This is a genomic window from Trichocoleus sp. DQ-A3 (assembly GCF_039961975.1).
GTDB lineage: Bacteria > Cyanobacteriota > Cyanobacteriia > Cyanobacteriales > FACHB-T130 > FACHB-T130.
This window is the reverse complement of the sequence record NZ_JAMPKC010000008.1, coordinates 32,091-53,909: the sequence shown is the minus strand read 5'-3', so window position 1 is coordinate 53,909 and position 21,819 is coordinate 32,091. Positions and strand designations below refer to the sequence as shown.

The 21,819-nt window shown below is 47.9% G+C and carries 19 protein-coding genes and 2 pseudogenes; 9 read left to right on the top strand and 12 right to left on the bottom strand.

Going from position 1 to position 21,819, the window contains the following annotated elements:
• Window positions 1-11: 11 nt before the first annotated feature.
• Window positions 12-1,346 (top strand): ABC transporter substrate-binding protein, encoded by a 1,335-nt coding sequence (locus NDI44_RS14475; RefSeq protein ID WP_190412170.1) that lies wholly within the window; start codon window positions 12-14, stop codon window positions 1,344-1,346.
• Between the two features lie 113 nt (window positions 1,347-1,459).
• Here the strand turns inward: NDI44_RS14475 and NDI44_RS14470 are convergent, their stop codons facing one another.
• Both NDI44_RS14470 and NDI44_RS14465 read right to left on the bottom strand, forming a co-directional pair.
• Window positions 1,460-2,506 (bottom strand): glucokinase, encoded by a 1,047-nt coding sequence (locus NDI44_RS14470; protein ID WP_190412169.1) that lies wholly within the window; start codon window positions 2,504-2,506, stop codon window positions 1,460-1,462.
• Window positions 2,507-2,510: 4 nt separating this feature from the next.
• Window positions 2,511-3,155: a histidine phosphatase family protein gene (locus NDI44_RS14465; RefSeq protein ID WP_190412168.1), complete on the bottom strand. Its 645-nt coding sequence runs from the start codon at window positions 3,153-3,155 to the stop codon at window positions 2,511-2,513.
• Window positions 3,156-3,884: 729 nt separating this feature from the next.
• Here NDI44_RS14465 and NDI44_RS14460 point away from each other — a divergent pair.
• The 3 genes from NDI44_RS14460 (at window position 3,885) to mutY (ending at window position 6,716) form a co-directional block, all read left to right on the top strand.
• Window positions 3,885-4,844 carry an RNA polymerase sigma factor, RpoD/SigA family gene (locus tag NDI44_RS14460; protein WP_190412167.1) on the top strand — a complete coding sequence of 320 codons (960 nt, stop codon included), beginning with the start codon at window positions 3,885-3,887 and terminating at the stop codon, window positions 4,842-4,844.
• 369 nt (window positions 4,845-5,213) lie between these two features.
• The gene (locus NDI44_RS14455; RefSeq protein ID WP_190412166.1) at window positions 5,214-5,561 is read left to right on the top strand and encodes a DUF760 domain-containing protein; all 348 of its coding nucleotides are present in this window, start codon (window positions 5,214-5,216) and stop codon (window positions 5,559-5,561) included.
• 30 nt (window positions 5,562-5,591) lie between these two features.
• Window positions 5,592-6,716, top strand: coding sequence for an A/G-specific adenine glycosylase (mutY, locus tag NDI44_RS14450; RefSeq protein WP_190412165.1), 1,125 nt, complete (start codon window positions 5,592-5,594; stop codon window positions 6,714-6,716).
• A gap of 138 nt (window positions 6,717-6,854) precedes the next feature.
• Here the strand turns inward: mutY and NDI44_RS14445 are convergent, their stop codons facing one another.
• The 3 genes and pseudogenes from NDI44_RS14445 to NDI44_RS14435 all read right to left on the bottom strand — a co-directional run bounded on the left by NDI44_RS14445 (window position 6,855) and on the right by NDI44_RS14435 (window position 7,539).
• The gene (locus tag NDI44_RS14445) at window positions 6,855-7,064 is read right to left on the bottom strand and encodes a hypothetical protein (RefSeq protein ID WP_190412164.1); all 210 of its coding nucleotides are present in this window, start codon (window positions 7,062-7,064) and stop codon (window positions 6,855-6,857) included.
• A 10-nt stretch (window positions 7,065-7,074) separates the two neighbouring features.
• Window positions 7,075-7,242, bottom strand: a pseudogene (locus NDI44_RS14440) (tetratricopeptide repeat protein); the annotation flags it as partial.
• 153 nt (window positions 7,243-7,395) lie between these two features.
• Complete coding sequence (locus NDI44_RS14435) at window positions 7,396-7,539, bottom strand: hypothetical protein (protein WP_190412163.1); 144 nt, start codon at window positions 7,537-7,539, stop codon at window positions 7,396-7,398.
• Between NDI44_RS14435 and NDI44_RS14430 the strand changes: the two genes are divergently transcribed.
• The gene (locus NDI44_RS14430; RefSeq protein WP_190412162.1) at window positions 7,531-7,914 is read left to right on the top strand and encodes a hypothetical protein; all 384 of its coding nucleotides are present in this window, start codon (window positions 7,531-7,533) and stop codon (window positions 7,912-7,914) included. The two genes, NDI44_RS14435 and NDI44_RS14430, sit on opposite strands and share 9 nt — an antisense overlap.
• Here NDI44_RS14430 and NDI44_RS14425 read toward each other — a convergent pair.
• Window positions 7,902-8,656: pseudogene (locus tag NDI44_RS14425) on the bottom strand (aminotransferase class I/II-fold pyridoxal phosphate-dependent enzyme). The gene NDI44_RS14430 and the pseudogene NDI44_RS14425 sit on opposite strands and share 13 nt — an antisense overlap.
• Before the next feature lie 157 nt (window positions 8,657-8,813).
• Complete coding sequence (locus NDI44_RS14420; protein ID WP_190412161.1) at window positions 8,814-9,008, bottom strand: hypothetical protein; 195 nt, start codon at window positions 9,006-9,008, stop codon at window positions 8,814-8,816.
• A gap of 538 nt (window positions 9,009-9,546) precedes the next feature.
• Here NDI44_RS14420 and NDI44_RS14415 point away from each other — a divergent pair.
• The 3 genes from NDI44_RS14415 (at window position 9,547) to NDI44_RS14405 (ending at window position 13,090) form a co-directional block, all read left to right on the top strand.
• Window positions 9,547-9,885, top strand: a complete 339-nt coding sequence (locus tag NDI44_RS14415; RefSeq protein ID WP_190412160.1) for an STAS domain-containing protein — start codon at window positions 9,547-9,549, stop codon at window positions 9,883-9,885.
• 116 nt (window positions 9,886-10,001) lie between these two features.
• The gene (locus NDI44_RS14410) at window positions 10,002-12,704 is read left to right on the top strand and encodes a TIGR03960 family B12-binding radical SAM protein (protein WP_190412159.1); all 2,703 of its coding nucleotides are present in this window, start codon (window positions 10,002-10,004) and stop codon (window positions 12,702-12,704) included.
• A 233-nt stretch (window positions 12,705-12,937) separates the two neighbouring features.
• Window positions 12,938-13,090, top strand: a complete 153-nt coding sequence (locus NDI44_RS14405) for a hypothetical protein (protein WP_190412158.1) — start codon at window positions 12,938-12,940, stop codon at window positions 13,088-13,090.
• A gap of 16 nt (window positions 13,091-13,106) precedes the next feature.
• On the opposite strand, the gene NDI44_RS14400 is transcribed toward NDI44_RS14405, so the two are convergent.
• Together NDI44_RS14400 and NDI44_RS14395 are read right to left on the bottom strand one after the other, a co-directional pair.
• Entirely contained in the window at window positions 13,107-14,297 is a 1,191-nt protein-coding gene (locus tag NDI44_RS14400; protein WP_190412157.1) for a glycosyltransferase family 4 protein, read from the bottom strand.
• 576 nt (window positions 14,298-14,873) lie between these two features.
• Complete coding sequence (locus NDI44_RS14395; protein ID WP_190412156.1) at window positions 14,874-16,571, bottom strand: DUF2079 domain-containing protein; 1,698 nt, start codon at window positions 16,569-16,571, stop codon at window positions 14,874-14,876.
• 114 nt (window positions 16,572-16,685) lie between these two features.
• On the opposite strand from NDI44_RS14395, the gene NDI44_RS14390 reads away from it, so the two are divergent.
• A complete protein-coding gene (locus NDI44_RS14390) occupies window positions 16,686-17,882 on the top strand; it encodes a histidine kinase (protein WP_190412155.1) in 1,197 nt (398 codons plus the stop codon).
• A 7-nt stretch (window positions 17,883-17,889) separates the two neighbouring features.
• On the opposite strand, the gene NDI44_RS14385 is transcribed toward NDI44_RS14390, so the two are convergent.
• From NDI44_RS14385 to NDI44_RS14375, 3 genes are all read right to left on the bottom strand, one after another.
• On the bottom strand, window positions 17,890-18,930 hold the full coding sequence (locus tag NDI44_RS14385) for an ABC transporter permease (protein ID WP_190412154.1): 1,041 nt from the start codon (window positions 18,928-18,930) through the stop codon (window positions 17,890-17,892).
• Between the two features lie 169 nt (window positions 18,931-19,099).
• On the bottom strand, window positions 19,100-20,608 hold the full coding sequence (locus tag NDI44_RS14380) for an ABC transporter ATP-binding protein (RefSeq protein ID WP_190412153.1): 1,509 nt from the start codon (window positions 20,606-20,608) through the stop codon (window positions 19,100-19,102).
• An 89-nt stretch (window positions 20,609-20,697) separates the two neighbouring features.
• On the bottom strand, window positions 20,698-21,762 hold the full coding sequence (locus tag NDI44_RS14375) for a BMP family protein (RefSeq protein ID WP_190412152.1): 1,065 nt from the start codon (window positions 21,760-21,762) through the stop codon (window positions 20,698-20,700).
• Window positions 21,763-21,819 lie beyond the last annotated feature (57 nt).

Sequence of the window (21,819 nt, the reverse complement as noted above, 5' to 3'; positions counted from 1 at the left end):
GGCATTCAATTATGTCAGTTGGATTTAACGGGTCTAGTAATTTTTTCCAAAACCTGTGGAGTTTTTTGAGCCGGGGGTTGCTATTAAGCATTGTTCTGTTAGGATTGGCAGGATGTCAGCTACAGTCGGGGCGTTCGGAAGCCGCGGATGTCATCCGACTGACGTTGTGGCAAGGGGTGAATCCGCCGCCGAATCGGGATGTGTTGCAGTCGCTGGTGGACAAGTTCAATCAGGCGCATCCGAATATTCAGGTGGAATCCCTTTATGTGGGACAAGCGGATCAGCAGTTACCGAAGATTTTGGCAGCGGTAGTGGGAAATGCGCCGCCGGATCTGTTGTGGTTTAACGCAACGCTGACGGGTCAGTTAGTAGAATTGGATGCGATCGCGCCTATGGAAAATTGGCTGGCGCAATCCCCCGTCCGCGACGAAATTGACCCCGCGTTGTTTGAATCAATGCAGTACGCAGGCCATACTTGGTCAGTGCCGTTTGGGACAAATAATGTCGGAGTTTTTTATCGTCCCAGTTTGTTTAAGGCAGCGGGAATAACCGATTTGCCCAAAACTTGGGACGAATTGCGGCAAGTTGCTCGTACTTTAACCCGCGATACAAATGGCGACAAGCGCATCGACCAACACGGGATATTTTTGCCCTTAGGAAAGGGAGAATTTGCAGTATTCCTTTGGTTGCCATTTATGTGGAGTGGCGGCGGTGAGTTGGGAAATGCCCAAGGGCAAGAAGCTTCTGCGATCGCTTTAGCCAACAATCAAGGCGCGATCGCTGCCCTTCAATTTTGGCGCAATTTAATTGAAGACGGCTCAACCATTCTGTCTCTACCAGAACGAGGCTATGAAACCGATAACTTCCTTGCCGGAAAGGTCGCAATGCAACTGACTGGCCCTTGGACGCTGGGGCAACTGAAAGCCACTGGCGTTGATTTTGGCGTTTTCCCCATCCCAGCACAAAAAGAACAAGCTACGGCGACGGGGGGCGAGAATCTGTTTATTTTAAAAACAACCCCAGACCGAGAAAAAGCGGCATGGACGTTTGCTGAATATGTTGCGGGAGAGGAATTTCAGACCGAATGGGCACTCGGTACCGGCTACCTACCCGTAAATATGAAGGCGCGGCAAAGTGCCAAATATCAAGCCTTTGTCGCGGAACAACCGGCAGTGAAAGTGTTTTTAGAGCAAGCAAAGTTTGGGCGATCGCGTCCTATCTTCACGGGTTATAATCGGGTTTCCGAAAATGTCGGCAGAGCACTGGAATCTGTCTTACTCGGCAAAAGTTCGCCCCAGGAAGCACTCAAAAACGCCCAGCAGCGGCTAGATTTGATTTTTAAATAATAATTAAACGCTTTCGGGACAGCAAATTTGTAAAGACGCCAAAGTATCCTCTCTTGCCAATCCGAAAGCGATTCCCTTCGCGATCCGAAAGCGTTTCCAATCATTGACACTGGCTACAATCTAGCAGCACAGACGGCGGCTCCAATCAGTCCCACTCGAGGATTTAGCACAATATGCACCGGCATTCTTTCGAGTAACGGACTCACGCGACCTTTGTTCAGAAAGGCATGGAGGAAACTGCCTTCTTGAATCAACGGCAGAATTTTGGCGGCGATGCCACCAGCAACGTAAAAACCGCCATAAGGTAATAGTTTGATAGCGAGATTCCCGGCTTCGGCACCGTAAGCTTCCACAAAGATTTGCATCGTTTGTTCGCACAAGCGATCGCTCTTTTCCAAAGCAGCTTTACCAATAATCGCCGCGGGATCGATCGTCTTGTCTTTCTGCCCGATCTCTTGTTCCCAGTTTCTAATCATCTGCCCAATTTCTGACGATTCCTCAGCAATTTTCCGATCTCTTAGGAACTGGTAAATTGAGACGATGCCTAGACCGGAAACCACTCGCTCGACTGAAATTCGCTGAATATTGTGCTTATCGAGCAGATATTTCAACAGCTGAAATTCTAACTCCGAGCGAGGTGCAAAGTCAGCGTGTCCGCCTTCCGAGGGGAACACTTTATGGGCGTTGGATGCTAAGCGGATTAAAAACCCTTGTCCTAAGCCGGTACCCGCACCAATCACGCCAATCGGGGCGTCTTCCTGATGCTTGCCAGCTTGCAAAGTGTACAAGTCTGATTCAGTTAAACCCAAGACACCATAGCCAACGGCAGCGAAATCGTTGATTAAACCAACCGCAGCGATTCCCAATTGTTGCTCCAGCCGTTTGCTATCAAGCGACCAAGATAGATTGGTCAGGATAGAGGTGTTGTTGACAACAGGACCCGCGATCGCAAAACAAGCTTTTTCCGGTTTCGGTGTCTCGCCGAGTTGTCCAGCCGCTGCCGTCAAAAACTGCCGCACCATTGGCACCAAATCGGGAAAATTGCCACTGGGAAAAATCTCCTCATACAGAGTCTGCAATAATTCCCCAGAATCAGACGCTTCTACCAAGCGCAGAATCGTCTTAGTACCCCCGATATCCCCTGCTAATAACAATCCCATGACCTTAATTAAACCGGATGACTTTTTCAGTTTGACTCAAGTGAGAAACATCTCCATTGAGTTCCATCACCCATTCTTCACCATCGCGCACCAGCTTAACCAAACAACACAGCGCGGCGTTTACTTCAGTTTCGGCTGTACCCCCCCGGATACCGAGAGTTGCACCCAGCACTGATGCACCGTGACCCACCAATAAGATATCTTCGGAAAACTCAGATGCAAGGCGTCTTGCGACTTCCCCAGAGCGTTCCATTACTTCTTCCCCAGTTTCGGGATAATTCGCGATTACGCGAGAAGTGTAACTGAGGTCAATTTGGGGAAATTGCTCGTGCAATGCTTCCATTGACAATCTTTCAGGCATCGCTGGCATCCAGTGAGGATTTAACCATTCGCTTAAGCCAGACTCAAGTTTGATGGGTAAATTCAGCACTTGTGCAACTTGGTGCGCCGTTTGTACCGTTCGCAGGAAGGGCGAGGCAAAAATATGGGCAATCTTTTCTCCCTTCAGGCGCTGCGCGAGTTGTTTGGCTTGTTCCACGCCATCCTCAGACAGGGGTGGATCGTAGGGACGTTCGGCGGTTAAGAACCAGTCGGGGTTCACGAAGTCGAGGCGGTTGGCGTGTCTTGCAATCCAGACGGTTTGGGTCATGGGTTTAGGGGATAATGAGCAAAGAGCAAGCCGGATACGATTTCACCTAAAGGTCGCCGCCAATCAATTGTTGGAAGTGGCAGCTGGCTCCAGACGCGAACTGACAAGTCAGCGCTTCGCTATCGCTAGCTCGTCTTCTATAATCTAAAATCCAAAATGGTAGAAAGCGATGGCGATCGCAGCCTCTTGAGCAAGCTGCCAATTTAATATACTCTGCAAAATCAATCTCAGTCGTTTCTCCCAAGTTTTCCAAGCGGAATAGACAGATCGGATTCTCCTCAAACTGCGATTACCAGGTTTTCTGGCACTTTGCGCCCAGAAAGTCATCCTTTTGCTTAAGAAAATCCCTATTTTTCGGCTTTTCGCTCTCGGACCTGGTGCAATAATGTAATACCGCGATCGCGTCCCTCACTGATGAGAGCAATTGCTCAATTGGAGTTGCTAACGCTTCGTAATACTTTTTCCTGGAGACCAAGGTGCCGCGAGCATCGTCCTACCCCCACCTATCAATGTCGCTGAGTGTCAGTAAGCATCTGCAAGATTTTTCTCATTTTGTTTCTCAAGATGCAATTATCCGATGGATTCGTGGGTACCCTTTTACTAGCTGATGTTGAAGGAAACGGCACGGGAACCCCCCTCTTGGGATAGACACAGCTCCTTTCAGAAAGGTTACAATAGTTTACAATTGCGATCGCTTTAAATTATCGCTCTGATTCAAGACTCAGCGCTATGAAAACTGCTCAGACCTCTACAGATACCGTCCGTGCTTACTTGCGAGAAATTGGGCGCGTTCCCCTGCTTACTCACGAGCAGGAAATCCTTTATGGAAAACAAGTACAGCGCTTAGCCACCTTGCAGGAAGTAAAAAATTCACTCTTGTTGCAGTTAGGACACGAGCCAACCGACGAGGCGTGGGCTTCTTCAACTGGGTTGTCAGAGAAAGAGTTACAGCAGGCGATCGCAGTGGGTGAAATCGCCAAGCGCAAGATGGTCGAAGCCAACTTGCGGCTCGTCGTCTCGGTTGCCAAAAAGTACATCAAACGTAACGTAGACCTCTTGGACTTGATCCAGGAAGGCACAATGGGAATGCAACGGGGCGTCGAAAAATTTGATCCCACCAAAGGCTACCGATTTTCCACTTATGCTTATTGGTGGATTCGGCAGGCGATTACTCGCGCGATCGCAGAAAAAGGACGCACCATTCGCCTCCCCATTCACATCACCGAAAAACTCAACAAAATTAAGAAAGCTCAGCGCCAACTTGCTCAAAACCTGGGACGAGCTGCTACAGTCGGCGAACTCGCCGCCGAACTAGAATTGACCCCCAAGCAAGTTCGGGAGTACCTAGAGCGGGCGCGTCAGCCCCTTTCTTTGGATCTGCGTGTCGGAGATAATCAGGATACAGAACTGGTAGAACTACTGGAAGACACCGGCCCTTCCCCAGAAGACTTCGCAACTCAATCTTCCCTCCAAGTTGATTTAGAAAAACTAATGTCAGACTTAACGCCTCAACAACGCGAGGTATTAGCGCTGCGGTTTGGTTTAGCCGATGGACAAGCCATGACGTTGGCAAAAATTGGCGAACTTCTCAACATCAGTCGGGAACGAGTACGGCAAATCGAACGGGAAGCCCTCTCCAAGCTTCGCAAGCGCAAAGCCGATATGCGGGAATACATTGCGGCTAGCTAATTGAGGAGTTAGGACTGAGGAGTTAGGACTGAGGAGTTAGGACTGAGGACTGAGGGCTGAGGACTGAGGAGTCAGGGATTAGGAGTCAGGGCTGAGGAGTTAGGGCTGAGGACTGAGGACTGAGTAGCCAGTTTTAAGTTTTGAGTATGAACTTTCTCAGCACTTAATAAAGGTAAAAGAATCCGCCGTTTAAAGTTCGGTTCTGCCCACTGTGACCCCGGAAGGAGCCTGCTAAATTAAGGGTATTAGAAGGATTTACAACTCTCGGAGCTAGTTTCCGAGTCGATCGATAGAACAAGTATTGAGCAGCGATCTACCCTGGTACAAGGATTTGAGAGTAGCTGCCTCTAGAAAGTACGGAGAAACAAAGTGAACAACCCGTCAAATCGAGTCTCAGAGTTCTTTGAAGGTGAGTCGGAAGGCGGCAACTTGCTTTGGCAATACGTCCAATCCATGAGTCCAGAGACGATTACTCAGCTTTCCAAACCCGCGTCTCAGGAAGTATTTCAGGTGATGGAACGCAATATTGTTGGGCTGTTGGGGCACCTACCACCAGAACATTTTGGTGTAACGATCACCACCAATCGTGAAAACTTAGGGCGTATGCTGGCTTCGGCGATGATTAGCGGCTATTTCTTGCGGAACGCCGAACAAAGAATGACCTTTGAAAATGCCTTGACAGGTGCTACTGAAGTCAATGTATCTGATGCTGAATAGGCAAATTGAGCGGCATCAGCGCCAGTTCCGATGATTGTACTGCAATTGCAGCAACAAAGCGGCTCGGCAGACTGGGAAGTCAGTCTGCCGAGTTCTGCTATTTTGGAGTTTAGGCGATCGCTTCTAGCCTGGTACTCCCAAAACGGTCGAGACCTCCCCTGGCGTCACCACGCCGACCCCTACGCCATCTGGGTATCGGAAATCATGCTCCAGCAGACCCAGGTAAAAACAGTTATTCCTTACTACCAGCGATGGTTAGCCCAATTTCCCACAATTGAAACCCTCGCCGCTGCTGACTTGCAGCAAGTCCTCAAAGTTTGGCAGGGACTCGGTTACTACGCCCGTGCCCGTAATCTGCACAAAGCCTCTCAGGAAATTATCCAACGTCACAACGGAATTTTTCCTACCCACCTATCAGACGTTTTAGCTTTATCCGGGATTGGACGCACCACCGCCGGGGGCATCCTCAGCGCCGCCTTCAATCAACCCGTGGCGATTCTAGATGGCAACGTCAAGCGGGTTTTAGCGCGGCTGGTAGCATTGCCAGTGCCACCAACAAAAGCAACAAAACCGCTCTGGCAGCTCTCAGAGAGCCGCCTCGACCCCGAACAGCCCAGAGATTTTAATCAGGCGCTGATGGATTTGGGAGCCACTATCTGCACTCCCCACAACCCAGCCTGCAACAGATGTCCCTGGATGTCCCACTGTCGCGCATACAATTTGAATATTCAGTCAACTTTACCCATGCGCGAAACCTCTTCCCCCATCCCCCACAAAAACATCGGCGTTGCCGTTATCTGGAACGAGCAGAAAGAAATTCTCATCGATCGCAGACCCCGGAACGGTCTTCTGGGCGGTCTTTGGGAATTCCCTGGCGGCAAATTAGAGCCTGGTGAAACCGTCGAGGAATGCATTAAAAGAGAAATTCAGGAGGAATTGGGCATTGAAATTGAAGTGGGCAAACATCTCATCACCATTGACCACACCTATACCCACTTCCGCGTCACCCTCAACGTCCATCACTGTTGCCACCTCACAGGCATTCCCCAACCGATCGAATCCGATGAAATCCGCTGGGTGACACTGGACGAAATCGATCAGTTTCCCTTTCCCAAAGCGAACATCCAAATTATCGATGCCCTGCGGCAGGCTTAGAATTTTCTAATTCGATTTACGAACCGCAAAGACGCAAAGGACGCAAAGGACGCAAAGAAAAGAGGGAATAGGGAAGAGTGCGACCGCACTCAATCTTTTTTATAAAATTTTTAGTATCATTCTGACTTCCAGACGACTTTACGCTGGCGGTAAGATTAAAGCCAAGGCACGATTTAGAATCTCTTTTTTATTAATGAGTTGTTCTAATTCTTCTGGCTCATAACGTCCTTCTTCTACCTCTAGGGAAGCCTCATCAATAGCATTCAAGTAGGCTTCTTCTACAATCGCTAACGATCCTTGGATGTCACCCTTTAGCAGTAATTCTTTCAGGTCTAATAGTTCTTCCATAACGGCTGATTTAATCCTCAGTTGTTTCTATGGGATTTTGAAGCGATCGCTCATCTGCTTGGGCGTGGCAACGTTCCAGCTTTTCACTCACCTTAATAGTTCTTGGATGCTCTGTCCCTAAGCATCCCTCAAAAATCTCTAAGGATTGGTTGTAAAAGGTGTCAGCCTCATCATATCGCTCTTGAAATTCGCAGAGCTAAGCTAGGTGGTTGAGGGTTTTAGCTACATCAGGATGCTTCTCTCCATCCAGGCGTTTCCGCATTTCCAATGCTTGCTTGTATAACGGTTCGGCTTTCTCATCACCTTCAGAGGTAAATCAACCGAACTAAAGTCAAAGCGATCGCCCTCTTAACCCGCGACGGCGGGTTTCGTTTGTATAGCCGCGATTTATAATCGCCGGTGCTTCTGAGACCACCCAACCAACTTCGTACAATAAAGAAGCAACTCGCACTAGCCATTCTTGATTGTGAAGCAAGCCTCAAGCGGTTCCGCCCCTAACTTTCAGCCTTGTCAGATTGTTTGTTTAGACCATGAAAATACTCGTCTGTACGCTGACGTGATACAAGTTGTCGATTCACGGCAGATATGCTGGGTGCGTCCTTTGATGCTTACTATCGTTTCAGACGATAATGCCAACGTGTTACCAACGCTGTACGATTTGCGTCAGGGTGCCGATTTAGTATGGCCTGTAACGTTGTTTCGACCAGCACTGGATACCGAGGTGATTCCCCTGTTAATGCAACTGGACGCCCCAGATGCGACAGCGGACGCCTCTGAGGCCCATCGGCAACTCAGTTGGTTTGTCCGCCAAGTTTGGCAAGCCAATCAGAGTGATTTTCAGGCTTCGTAGCGAATTTCAGCATCTCTGATGCGTTGAATCGCTTCGTGCATCCGTTCATCTGCCACGGTGAGAGCAATCCGAAAAAAGCTTTCCCCAGCAGCACCAGACCCGTTTCCAGGGGGCACGATCGGACCGCATTTCTCCAGTAACAGGGTGACAAATTCCGTTGAAGTATAACCTTTGGGGACGGGTACCCAAATATAGAGGATTGCTTTGGGAGGCTCAATAGGCCATCCTAAAGATTGCAATCCTTCGACGATGATATTACGACGGTTTTGGTAAACTGACATCACCGCTTGGCGTTCTTCTTCTGAGGTTTCATAGGCAGCGATCGCTGCTCGTTAATTGCCTTAAAGATGCCAGAATCTACATTGGTGTTAACTTGTCCCAGCCCCTTAATTTCGGTAGGATTCCCCACAACAAAACCAACCCGCCCGACGGTCATCTTGTAAGACTTAGATAAACTTTGAAATTCTATATTTAAGCCAGCGACACCAAAGCGGCGTTCCATCCAATCCGCAGCAGCTTTGCGGTATTCTTTAGTTCTCCAATCGGGGGGATAATTATGAGTCGAAAGCTCGTTAATCGCCTCATGCATCGCCTGGACAATATGCGCTGGCGTCGGACGGTCTGGATCGCCAACTCCAATGTTGATGATGTTCACCCCTTTGGTGACCGTTTCATGCTGGTTGCGATTAATCTTGGCAAATAGGTAGGACGGGGTCTTTTCTAAACGTTTGGCAAACTGCACGACGATTTAACAACTGAAAAAAAGAGCAAGTGGAAACAATTAGACAGTTGACCGCCAGGTGAGTCAAACGGATGAGAAGATTGATTTAGAAAGATTCCGACGGCACAAATATTGTCTCGTGCCATCGACTAAATCTACCTTGAATTTTTAATGTCTTTTATGCACTTGGTACCAGTTGAATTCGACCGGCATCCATCTCTGACATGAGTAATTCCAGTGCCTCATAATCAACGTCAGAAATGTGACCCATTCTGGTCAATTCATAATTTATTTCGTTCTCTATATCTGGAGTTAATTTCTTAATATAGAGAGCTTTTTCTACCAGTTGACGAATCGCGTATGTAGTTCTCATAAAAACCGATAGAACTCCGCATTTAAAAATTATCGTTTGAATATATAGATGAACCAGTGATCTAAAACTAGACTGTAAAGTGATCTAAATCACTGTGAGTTTCGCCCCAATTGCAGCTGATTTTTTAAATAATTTCCGACAACTCCATGAAGCTTCGGAGTTGATGCTTTATAGCAATAATATTATCGTTGATGAGTTTTAATCTTGTGAAGAATAGCCGCAGATGTCTGTTTGAAGACCTAAGCCCCTGCCTTGCAGAAATGCGCTTCGCATAGGATTATACAAAGAATACATCTGTCTTTGGTTAGATGCAGCGATTGTAAAAGATGAATAGAAGGATTTTCTTAATATAGAACTTCTAGAAAGTCCGTATTAGAGAACACGTTCTCAGGCAATCTTATTGAAAACTTTATATAAAAGGAGGTAACTAATGAAGATTTAGCAAATTACCTAAAAGGGGGTAGGCAATATCATATTTACCGTTTATTGTCGAAGCTATTACACAAATTTTTGTTTAGAGTTGAAACAGGATATTGTCATGCAAAATACGCTAGTTCGCCCCAACGTTGCAGTTATTCGCCCCCAAGGTCATATCAATGCATCGAATGCGGTTGAGTTCCAAGGTCAACTGACAGCAGCTGTTTCTTCACCCGAGCAATCCATTGTGCTAGTTGATATGGCGCAAGTAGAGTTCCTCGATAGTGCTGGCTTGATGGCGTTTGTTTCGGCTCACCGTTTAGCACACAGTCTAGGACGGCGGTTTAGCCTCTCTTCAGTGTCGCCCTCCATTCGGATGATTTTTGAACTGGCTCAACTTGACGGAGTCTTTGAAATTTTAGAAAGTCCTGCCGCCTTGGAAGCAAACATTGGAGTATAGGAACAAGGAAATACTTCTAAAGGAAAAACTGAGAGGTTGAGCGCTGTTGCTGAGTGCTAATCCTGAATTGGTGCTAGGGTTGAATCTGAGGCACTGGAAGCAGGGAGCGTTTTGCAGTGGCAATCGCAGTCGAGAAACTACTTACAGCAGAGATACAGAAACCAGCTCGTTATTTGGGAAACGAGCTAGGAGCCGTCCACAAACCTTGGGAAGCGGCGGCAGTACGCTGGGTTCTGACATACCCAGAAATCTATGAAGTGGGTGCATCGAATCTTGGGCATATTATTCTCTACAACATATTGAATGCTCAATTGGGGCAGCTGTGCGATCGCGCATATTTACCAGCCCCAGATTTAGCGGCGAAACTCCGAGAAACACAGACGCCCCTATTTGCCGTGGAATCGCGGCGAAGTCTTACAGATTTTGACATTTTGGGCTTTAGTCTCAGCTACGAGCTAGGAGCCACCAATATCCTGGAAATGCTGGATTTGGCAGGGATTCCCCTGACGTGGCGAGAGAGGCTCACCAGCACAGACGCAAGGGAAAGTGAAGGATTTCCCTGGAATTATCCCCTGATTTTTGCTGGGGGACAGACCGCAACCTCGAATCCCGAACCTTACGCAGACTTTTTCGATTTCTTGGCTCTGGGAGATGGCGAGGAAGTGCTACCAGAAATTGGCTGGGTAGTGGAAAAAGCCAAAAAAGCTCAACTCAGTCGAGAACAACTATTGCTGAATTTGGCACAAGTACCCGGCGTATATGTGCCGCAGTTCTACGACATGGCAGAAGATGGCTCAGTCCATCCCAATCGCCCGGATGTACCCCAGCGGATTTTACGACGAGTTGCTGCCCCCCTGCCAGCTTATTCCATCGGGCTAGTGCCTTATGTAGAGACAGTCCACGACCGACTGACCATTGAAGTGCGGCGCGGCTGTACTCGCGGTTGTCGCTTCTGCCAGCCAGGAATGCTGACTCGTCCGGCGCGGGATGTGGAACCGCAGGAAGTCGTAGAGGCAATTGAAAAGGGAATGCGGGCGACGGGATATAACGAGTTTTCCCTACTCTCCTTGAGTTGTTCGGATTATCTATCTCTACCGGCGGTAGGGATGGAAATCAAAAATCGCCTCAAAGATGAAAATATTTCCCTCTCTTTACCCAGTCAACGGGTAGACCGCTTTGATGAAGATATCGCGAATATTCTGGGCGGGACGCGGCAAAGTGGACTGACTTTCGCGCCGGAAGCTGGAACCCAGCGGATGAGGGACATTATCAACAAGGGTTTGACGAACGCAGAATTGCTGCGGGGGGTGAAAACCGCCTACGAGCAGGGTTGGGAAAAAATTAAGCTGTATTTTATGATTGGTCTGCCTGGAGAGACGGATGTAGATGTGGTCGGCATTGCCGAAACTATCCGTTGGCTACACCAAGAATGTCGGACTGAAGGCAGAAAGCGTCTGCATTTCAACCTGACGATTTCTAACTTTACGCCGAAGCCTCACACGCCTTTCCAGTGGCACTCTGTGTCTACAACTGAGTTTCAACAGAAGCAGAAACTTCTCCGCGACGAGTTTCGCGGGATGAGGGGGGTGAAGGTAAACTTCACCGATGTGCGACTTTCGGCGATGGAAGATTTTATTGGACGGGGCGATAGGCGTCTGGCATCAGTGCTGCGTCGTGCTTGGGAACTGGGTGCGGGGATGGATGCCTGGTTTGATAGTGTGGAGCGGGCTTTTGCGGCTTGGGGAGACGCGATCGCAGAATCTGGCTTAACCTGGAAATACCGCCTTGTTGAAAATGGCGAATGGAACTGGGTGGAGAATCGGAATCAACCGCTACCCATTGACGATTCCCAATCCCCAATTCCCAATCCCCAATTCGATGCGCCGTTGCCTTGGGATCATATCGATACGGGAATTGATAAGAACTGGCTAATCGCTGACCTGAAACGGGCTTTAGAAGCTGCGATAGTGCCGGATTGCTCGTTTGAAGGCTGTTCTCACTGTGGCATTTGCGGATCTGACTTTGGGCACAATATTGTTATCAAGCCGCTGCCGATACCAGAATTTGCCGGACACTTCACGCCGAATACAGATAGGGTGCAGCGGTTGCGGGTTTGGTTGGGTAAGCTGGGCGATATGGCGCTGGTGAGCCATTTAGATTTGGTTCGCCTGTTTGACCGTGCTGTGCGTCGGGCGGCATTGCCAGTTGCTTTTACGGGCGGGTTTCATCCCAGTCCCCGCATTTCTCCAGCGAGTGCGCTGTCATTGGGATCAACCAGTGAAGGTGAAATTGTGGACTTTGAGCTAACCCAGGCGATGGATGTGGCGACATTCCAGGAGAAGTTAGCTGCCCAGTTGCCGTCTGATATCCCGGTTTATCGGGTGGCAGATGTTGATTTGAAGGCTCCTTCCGCGACTCAGTTGTTGGAAAAAGCCGAGTATTTGATTGCGGTGGCAGCGGTTGAGTCTGCGTCACCAGAGGAGTGGCAAAGCTGGGTAGAGGCGATTAAAGCCACTGAGAGCATTTTAATTGAGCAAACGACGAAGTCTGGGAAGAAGAAACAGATAAATCTGCGCGATCGCTTGTTTGAATTGGAGGTATATGAACCCCGAAGACGCACCAGCGAAGCGAAGGGCAATATCCCATTAGCCTGCCAAGAAAAAGCGGCAGAAGGCGTTGTTCTGCGCTATTTGGGCAGTTGTCAAAATGATGGAACTGTACTAAGACCGGAGCATATCGTCTTGATGTTGGAGCAAGTGACGGGGCGGGAGTTTCAGCTGTTGCACGCTCACCGACGTCAGCTGCTTCTGAAGGATTGATTGTCGAATCGGGATTCCTACCTTTGGCAACATTCGCCTACCGCTATCGGAACAACCTGAGTTTATGTTGTTCTGGGAACGGTTTAACAACCCAGCGCCCCACTTTTCCAGCAAAACACGATGGTTGCTAGCGGACACATCAGCTAAAGAAGTGGCGTGCCAGTCAATCTCGGTTACGCCATCTGTCTGTATCGATACCTGAGTTTACGATGAAGGTTGGCTGATTTGCCTGGATGGAACCAGCGAGAAAGTCTGGCAGGCAAATCAAGCCGGTCAGCTTCGGATGGCTGGAATTGTTGAATTTTAGCGATAGTTGCGATCCAGAGTATCCAAATTCTGGTTCTCTGGCTAAGTTTGGGAACGAAGAACAAACCTTCAACTTTTGATTAAGTCCAATGATGATTAAGCCCAGTGAGTGTGCGATCGCTCTTGCACTACTCTTTGATAAACTGCTTCAGTTTGTTTCGCTATCTTCGACCAGCTGAACCGACGCTCTAAATCTTCATAAGCGTTGTCAACTAGCCACTGGGCGTAACCTGGATTTTTTAGCACTTCTAAAATGCCCCAGGCGAGAGAATCCCAGTTGTTCGTCTGGGTAACAACCCCAGTCTTCGTGTGTTGCACGACTTCCGGTAAACCCCCCGTGTCCGATACCACAACGGGCACGCGGGCGGCAAAGCTTTCTAGGGCAACAATGCCAAAAGGTTCGTAGAGGCTGGGAAATACGGCGCAGTCGGCAACCGTTTGGAATTTATCTAGGTCGGCATCTGACATAAAGCCGGTGAAATAGCAGTCATCCCAAATGCCTAAATTCCAAGCTTGCTGCTTCAGAGGGTCAGTATTGCCGCCGCCAATAATCACAAATTTGACATTGCCCCCCATTTCCCAAAGGACTTTCGGGGCAGCATTCAACAACACGGAAACGCCTTTTTCGTGGGACATTCGACCCACATAGTAGACAATTTTCTCCCGATCGTCGGCAAACTGACGACGGAAGTTCAACGCATCAAACTCGTGCCAACGCGGTTTCTTTTCCGGTCGGATGCCGTTGTAAATCACATCCATTTTGTCCCAAGGAGTTTCTAGCGCTCGTTCTCCTTCTTGGCGCATATAGTTGGTACAAACAATAATCCGCCAAGAGTTATAGGCGAGAAGTTTTTCTTTGCCGCTAATGTAGCGGTGGTCGTCGTTGTAGATGCCGTTGTAACGACCAAATTCTGTGGCGTGAATCGTAGTAATCAGCGGCACTTTAAAATTGTGCTTGAGAGCGATCGCGGCATCTCCCACTAACCAATCGTGGGCATGGATCAAATCGAACGGGCCATCTTCCATCATCAGCTTCCCGCCGTGAATCCCCATGCTCTGGTTCAAATTCACGACCCAGTGAAAGAAGTCATAACCGTAGCCCACTGGCACCCGATGCACGTGGACGCCATCTACCACCTCGTACAGCGGCGCGTGACCAAACTCCACTGTTAGCAAGTGGACTTCATGCCCTAGTTTTATCAGTTCTGGATATAACTCCCCTACATGGCGGGCAATTCCTCCGACAATGCGCGGCGGAAATTCCCAAGTCAGGACTAGAATCTTCATTTCCCCCAATCCCCTCAATTCAGTTACAAATCGCTACAGATCGACATAGTTCTAAAAATTATAGTCTCCTAGTTGGGACAATGAGGGTGTGATAGATTTAAATAATCTTTTAACCCTGAGCAAACATAAACACTCAATCTATTTCTATTGTTGCTTTTATTTGAGGGATAAACAGTTAATACAATAAGAAGTAAGAAAAGAATAAATTATGAAATGTGAAGCCAAGAATTTATCCCTTTTCTGGCTCTATACCTCAATCGCTTTCAACCTACCGCTAGCTCTTGAGGTACTGCGAATAGACATTTCAAGAACAAAGTTTTCCCCTAAATAAACTCTAAAAGACACTTCAATTGCCTATCCGGTTTTTCCACAATAATCCTCAGATTAATTAAGCACCCCAGAACGATGCTCTTCCCCATTGGTTTAATAGTGAAAAAGAAGGCATTATTTGCCATCTATATTGCCATTTGGGAACATCTCTGACTTCCGTGGGAATGCGGATGTTGCCGGGTTGATATGGAATTGCTCGGTACGTGCGATCGCATAGTCTGCCGCTAGATGGGACAAAAAACGAATTTAAGTTAGAGAAATCTGTTGGCGAAATGCCTGCCAAGCCGCGATCGCTTGCGCGTTCGAGACAACTCCTTTTTGCATTAAGATAACGCCATCTTTGAAGTCAATGATGCCATACTCCCCACTACCAGATAGCCGATCGATCGCGGGAACACTCTGTTGCAATAATCCGCGTTCTTCATTGAACGCAGCTTGATACTGCTGCGCTTGCCACAAATCAGCAATAATGTAATCCACATTCACCACTTCACCAGCATCATTGCGGAGTTGCAAAGACGGAAAGCGGATGATTTCGCGGCGACCCGAAAGATGGGGAACGAGATGGGTGGTAGTCGCTACACTAGCGTCACGCGGAATCTGAGCCAATAAAGGGCGAACTTGGCTAACATGTTCCCACTGCCGCGTTACGGGGACGTAAACCAAAGGTTGAATAGAATCTGGAATCAAAAAGTAAAAAGTTCGATTGGGGTTAGAGGTGAATGTAAAAAATACTGAAAGGCAGAGGCAGATAACCCAAAAGCGCCGAAACGACCGCGATACTGATTTGGGATGATGAGGTTGCACCTCAGCCTCACCAATGTCTGATGTCTGAGCTTTTCGCCCCCCTTTAAAATCTCTTATCCAAATTCTAAAGTCGCTTTGCCCTGCCCACCAGAGAATCGCCCCGTAAAATAGCCCCGGCACGATTGTCATCGCATAGCGAATATTAATGGCGAGAACCGACTGTCCCTTCCCTAATAAAAGTTTCAAGAGGGGAAATCCCGCTACCATCCAAGAAGCAGGAGAAATTGCTGGCACAAAAGCCAAGGGCAACCATTGACCTAATAAATACTTAATCGTGCCAAAGAAGGGTGAAAACAGCTCGACGATAAGCCGCCAAGGGTTGCTTACCATTCCCCAGATAATTTCCAGCGTAGAAGCTTCTTCGCCATCCGCATATTGCCCAAACCGCTCCATCATAAACCGCTGAGAAATATCCTCGGAGAACAGCGGCATGATCAGATTGGTGAGGACAATCATGTAAGCAAAACTGAGAGTACAGACGGCAAGACCCGCCTTGGGATAGCGTTTGCTCAGGATCATGTAAAACCCGATACTAAACAGGCTCACGCCCGAATCTTCCCGAACCGCCAAAATCAAAACCGCCAGCACCCAAAATAGCCACCACCAGCGCTTTTCCATTGCCAGGAGCAATCCAAAGGTAAAGAGGGGAATTTGGCAAATATCGTGGAAATTAGCTAAGGTAGGGCCAAGAACGGCGTTAGCGCCATAAAAGCTGATAGTAATTAGGGCAGAAATCCCCGGTTCCAGATGCTGTCGAGCAAGGACGTATAGAACCAAACCGGCAGCGGTTACGAGCGTAACTTGTAAAACAGTGAGCGTTGCGGGTGACGGAAATAGGGCATACAAGGGTAGCCACAGCAAAAGGGCTGGGGTGAAGTGTTGCCCTAAGCGGTGATAAAAAACTTCTGGGACTTCGCCATTGTGAACGACGTTGGTAGAAAGCTGCGAGGAAAGAGAACTCTGAAAGAAGCGACCGTGAATGCCGTTCCAGAAGACTTGGTTAAAGATGCCTTGATCGTAGGAGGAATAAAAGGTGAAGTGCCGATGCAGGGTCAAAAAGAGAGCAAACAAAAAAAATGCGATCGCTGCACCCATCACCATCCGTAACGCTGGCTGCTTGTGTAATTTCAACAACATCACTCACAATCGTTTATAAATGTTAAATAGATATTAAATTGAAAGCGGATCTTCGCTTCTCGTCCACTCTCAGTCAATACCCCTAAGAATTAAAGTGTCATCGGTTGGTTCCCAGTGCTGAAACCAGATTACATAAAGGCAGCTCTTGAAAAACCTACCCATTCTGAAGCATCGCTACAGCTACTGCTGTTTGTCGATGAGCGTCCGAGTTCGCGTAAACAGATCCAGCAAATCCAAACGTATCTGGAGAGCTTAAAGACCGAGGTTCCTTTTGAACTTCAGATGGTCGAGGTCGGAGAGCAGCCGTATTTAGCCGAACACTTTAAACTGGTGGCAACCCCAGCTTTGATCAAGATTCATCCGGAACCCCGACAGACGCTAGCTGGGAGTAATTTGATCGCTCAATTGAAGAATTGTTGGCCTCGCTGGCAGCTGTGTGCCGAAGAATATCAGGAGACTTTAGCACAGGACAGGGAGACAGATTCACCGACCACCGCAGAAACCTCAGCGATTCGGTCTGTTGCTCATTCCGCAGAACTGATTCAACTGTCTGACGAAATTTTTCGCCTCAAGAAAGAAAAAGAAGAACTGCTAGAGCAGCTACAGTTCAAAGACCGGGTACTCGCTATGTTAGCTCACGACCTGCGGAGTCCCCTCACAGCCGCCTCTCTAGCAATGGAAACCTTGGAATTAAGCTTAAATTCAAACAATAGCAACAGACACGCCAAGCTAACACCAGCACTGACCGAGCAGTTAAGCAAGCAGGCTCGTACCCAAATCCGCGTGATGGATCGGATGATCGCAGATATTCTGCAAGCCGCCAGGGGTACGAGTGCCCAATTGCATATTCAACCGCATAAGTTGGACTTGGGGGCGCTTTGTCATGAGGTCATTAATTCACTGAAAGCTCGGTGTCAGGGGAAATCTCAATCTTTGGAAACCGATATTCCCCAGGATTTGCCCTATGTCTATGCGGATGAAGAACGGGTGCGCCAAGTGATAGTCAACCTTCTGGATAACGCGATTAAGTACACGCCGGAAGGTGGCAAGATTCAAGTTGCAATGCTGCACCGCACGACTCAGAAAATTCAGGTGAGCGTTGGCGACACGGGTTTTGGTATCCCTGCGGAGAATCAAGAACGCATCTTTGAAGATCGCTATCGCCTAGAGCGAGACCAAGAAAGAGATGGGTATGGGATTGGTCTTGGCTTATGCCAGCGGATTATTCGGGCGCATTATGGGCAGATTTGGGTAGACTCAAATCTCGATAAGGGCAGTATTTTTCACTTCACGCTACCAGTTTACAGATAATTAAAAATTAACTCTTTAGCTTAATTTGACGTTCAACTGCAAAACTAATCGCAATGAACAAAACGGTTAAACCCTGGATGGCGTAAACGACGGTGACGGGAACGTTGGCGCTGCGTTGCATGACGTTTGCGCCGCTGCGGAGGATACCGAAGAATAGGGAAGTAAGGACGATACCGGCGAGATTACCACGACTGAGGAGAGCGATCGCGATCGCATCAAATCCATACCCCGGTGAAAAACGGTCGAATAGTCGATATTTCAAGCCCATGACTTCGCCTGCACCCGCTAATCCCGCTAATCCTCCAGCGAATGCCATCACAGCGATGATGGTGCGTTCTACCGACATCCCCGCGTAACGAGCGGCTGTGGGATTTTGTCCGACGGCTTCGATTTGGTATCCTAAAGGCGATCGCGTCAGCAATACCCACAACAATCCTGTAGCGAGTAATCCGATAAAAATCCCCGCATGAGCTTGAGTTTGCGGCAAAATAATCGGTAATCGAGCAGATTCTGCAATTAAAGGAGAAAAGGCACTCGGCGCACCTGGTGCCTTCAAGGGATTATTTACCAGATATCCAACAAAGTTCAGCGCCACATAATTGAGTAGCAGCGTGGTAATCACCTCATTTACACCGCGCACCGCTTTCAGATAACCGGGAATTAATCCCCAAACTCCCCCTAGTAAAAATCCCCCCAGCAGCGCCAGTGGTACGTGAATCAAGGGAGGTAATCCTTGCAGATACAACCCTACCAAGGCGGTACCGAGTCCCCCCATGTAAATCTGCCCTTCTGCGCCAATATTAAATAAACCCGCCTTCAAAGGCACCAGCACCCCCAAACTCGCTAATAATAAGGGTGCGGTTTTGGCGATCGTATTGGCAAAGCCGTAGTAATCTGCGAGAGATTCTTTAAATAGAATGCCGTAGGCGGTGATGGGGTTCGCCTTTGCCAGCAAGATGAGGATAGCACCAACGATGAGGGCGGATGCGATCGCTACTACTGGCGATAAAATTGGCAGCAGTACAGGTTGAATCCGATTTGTTGTCATAACTGTGGGACTTCGCCAAGACTCCCACAGACTGAAGTCTGGGGCTATACAAACTAAGCCTGCCTACGCAGGCTGAGAATAATTTTTGTATTTTAGATCGCGCAGGCGGTCTTTATTTGTGTAGCTACGATTTCAGCCGTCAGGCAACAGTTGAACTTAGCAGCGATCGCTACCCTTCAACACCCGCCGAAATACCACCAGTCATTAAATAACCAACTTGTTCCACTGTGGCAGTGGCAGCATCTAAGATATCCACGAATTGTCCTTCATACATGACGGCAATGCGATCGCTCATTGCCATAATCTCTTCTAATTCTGTCGAAACATATAAAATTGCCGCACCTCGTTCTCGTTCAGCTAATAAGCGCTGCTGTACATATTCTGTCGCACCGACATCTAAACCGCGTGTCGGTTGCATTGCCACAATTAAAGCTGGGTTGCCAGAAAGTTCTCGTGCTAACACCACTTTTTGTTGATTGCCGCCGGACAATTGGCTAACTTTAATCGATGGATTTTCAGCGCGAATATCAAAGTTTTCCATCGCCTCAGTCGCATGATGATTAATTACCTCATACTGGAGGAACCAACGGCGGCAAAATGGCAGAAACATAAAAGCTTTGAGAATGAGATTTCTGGCAATACTAAACCCCATCACCAAACCCATTTTCTGCCTATCCTCTGGAATATAAGCTGTAATTCTTCCTGTCCTCTCCCTTAAAAAGGGGGAGTTAGAGGGGGATCTCCGGATGGTTCCCGAATTAATAGCACGAAAACCCGCAATCGCATCTGCTAACTCTCGCTGTCCATTACCATCAACACCCGCAACTCCTAGTATTTCGCCTGCGTGGAGTTCAAAAGATATATCTTTTACAACCAGCAAATTCCGCTCATCCTCAACCTGCAACTTTTGTACTTCTAGCACTACTTCACTAGAAGAACGAGCAGATTTATTTAGATGAAGTAAGATTTCTCTCCCTACCATCAAACGTGCTAATTCTTGAGTGTTCGTATCTGCGTTTTTAGTTGTCGTCACCACCGCACCCCGCCGCAACACGGTGACAGTATCGCAGAGATTCATCACTTCTTCTAGTTTGTGACTGATAAAAATAATCGTATGTCCCTCTTTAGCAAGTTGGCGCAAAATAGCAGCTAATATTTTTACTTCTGGCGGCGTCAGCACCGCTGTCGGTTCATCCAATATCAGCACCTTGGCGTTGCGATAAAGTGCCTTGAGAATCTCTACCCGTTGCTGAACTCCTACAGGTAAATCTCCGACTTTTGCAAATGGATTTACATCTAAACCATAAGACTGAGCGAGTTGCGCGATCGCCTGCGATTTCTCTTTTATATTTAGCCGCAAATCGAAGCTGGTTCCAAGAATAATATTCTCGGTTACTGACAGTTGCGGTACCAACATAAAATGCTGGTGAATCATGCCAATCCCCTGCGCGATCGCGTCACTTGCTGAAGAAATTTGCACAGGATTGCCTTGCAAGTAGATTTGACCGGAATCTGGCTGATAAAGTCCGCAAAGGATATTCATCAAAGTAGTTTTACCAGCTCCGTTCTCGCCTAGCAGAGCATGAATCGAGCCGCAACTAACGCTCAAATTTATGTTGTTATTAGCGAGAAAGGTGCCAAAGCGTTTGGTAATACCTTCAAGACGTAAATAAGTCATTTTTAATATTTTTTGCTAATTGGCTAAGCCAATATACCGCCGGGGAATTGATTCCCCGACGGGTAATAAGCGAAGAGATATCAACTGAATTAAGCTTGCTTCACACACCGAGTATCCTTTCCCCCCTCTTTACACGCCTCAAATGTAACTTTCTTAGCTAATATTGCCTGCTTCGTATTAAGTGCTTTTTCCTCGACATTTTTTGGCACCATTGCCCCAAATTTACCAAGATATAGAATCTCAGGATTTTCCAAACCAATTGTATAAATCTCACCTTTCAGATTGCCTTTCACAGCAAGATCGGCTAAGTATGCGATCGCTAAGTCAATTCGCTTCACCGCACTGGTTAATACCGCCTTTGGCGCAACATCCAGCTGATCTGTTGTATTGCCGAAAGCAAAAGCTCCCTTCTCAGCGGCAGTTTGCAGCACCGCAGGAGAAGCATTATCCAGCCACTGATAAACCACATCAACGCCAGAAGAAATCAGCGCTTGCGTCGCTTCCTTTGCCTTAGCTGCATCATTCCAATCGCCTGTGTAACTGGCAGCTATTTTAATATCTGGCTTAACAGATTTTGCACCTAACTCTAATCCCCGCAATTCTTCATCAGTTCCTTGAAAAGATTGAGCCGCTAGATAAGCCATTTTATTTGATTTTGTCATCAAGGCACCTATGATGCCGCACAGATAACTGGTTTGCAAGTGATCGATTCGCAAAGACGCCATGTTATCGCCTTTCACCGTACCATTGACACCGACAAAGAACGTCTTCGGAAATTGCGCTGCTACCTGCTCAATTGCTGCATCAAATTGTCCCCCGTGGGCATACACTAAGTTGTAGCCACGACGCGCAAAGTCTGACAAAGCTTCTGCCTGATCCGCTTGTTCCACCTTCTCAACGTGAGCAATTTCAACTCCCAGCTTTTCTTTAGCAGTTGTCACGCCTTCATAGCCAGCCTGGTTCCAAGCTTTATCTGTGATAATCCCTGGCAAAACGATAGCAACTTTGAAATCCTTACCCGTTTTAGCAGAAGTATCCCCACTAGCTGCTGTTTCTGTCGGGGTAGGACTGCTATTGCAAGCCTTCAGCAATAGACTGGTACCCAAGGTAGCTGAACCATACAGGAGAAATTTGCGCCGACTATATTCCATCATGCGATCGCCCTCAGATAGATAGTCTTAATTTTGCGCGATTCCGGGATGCGATCGCTA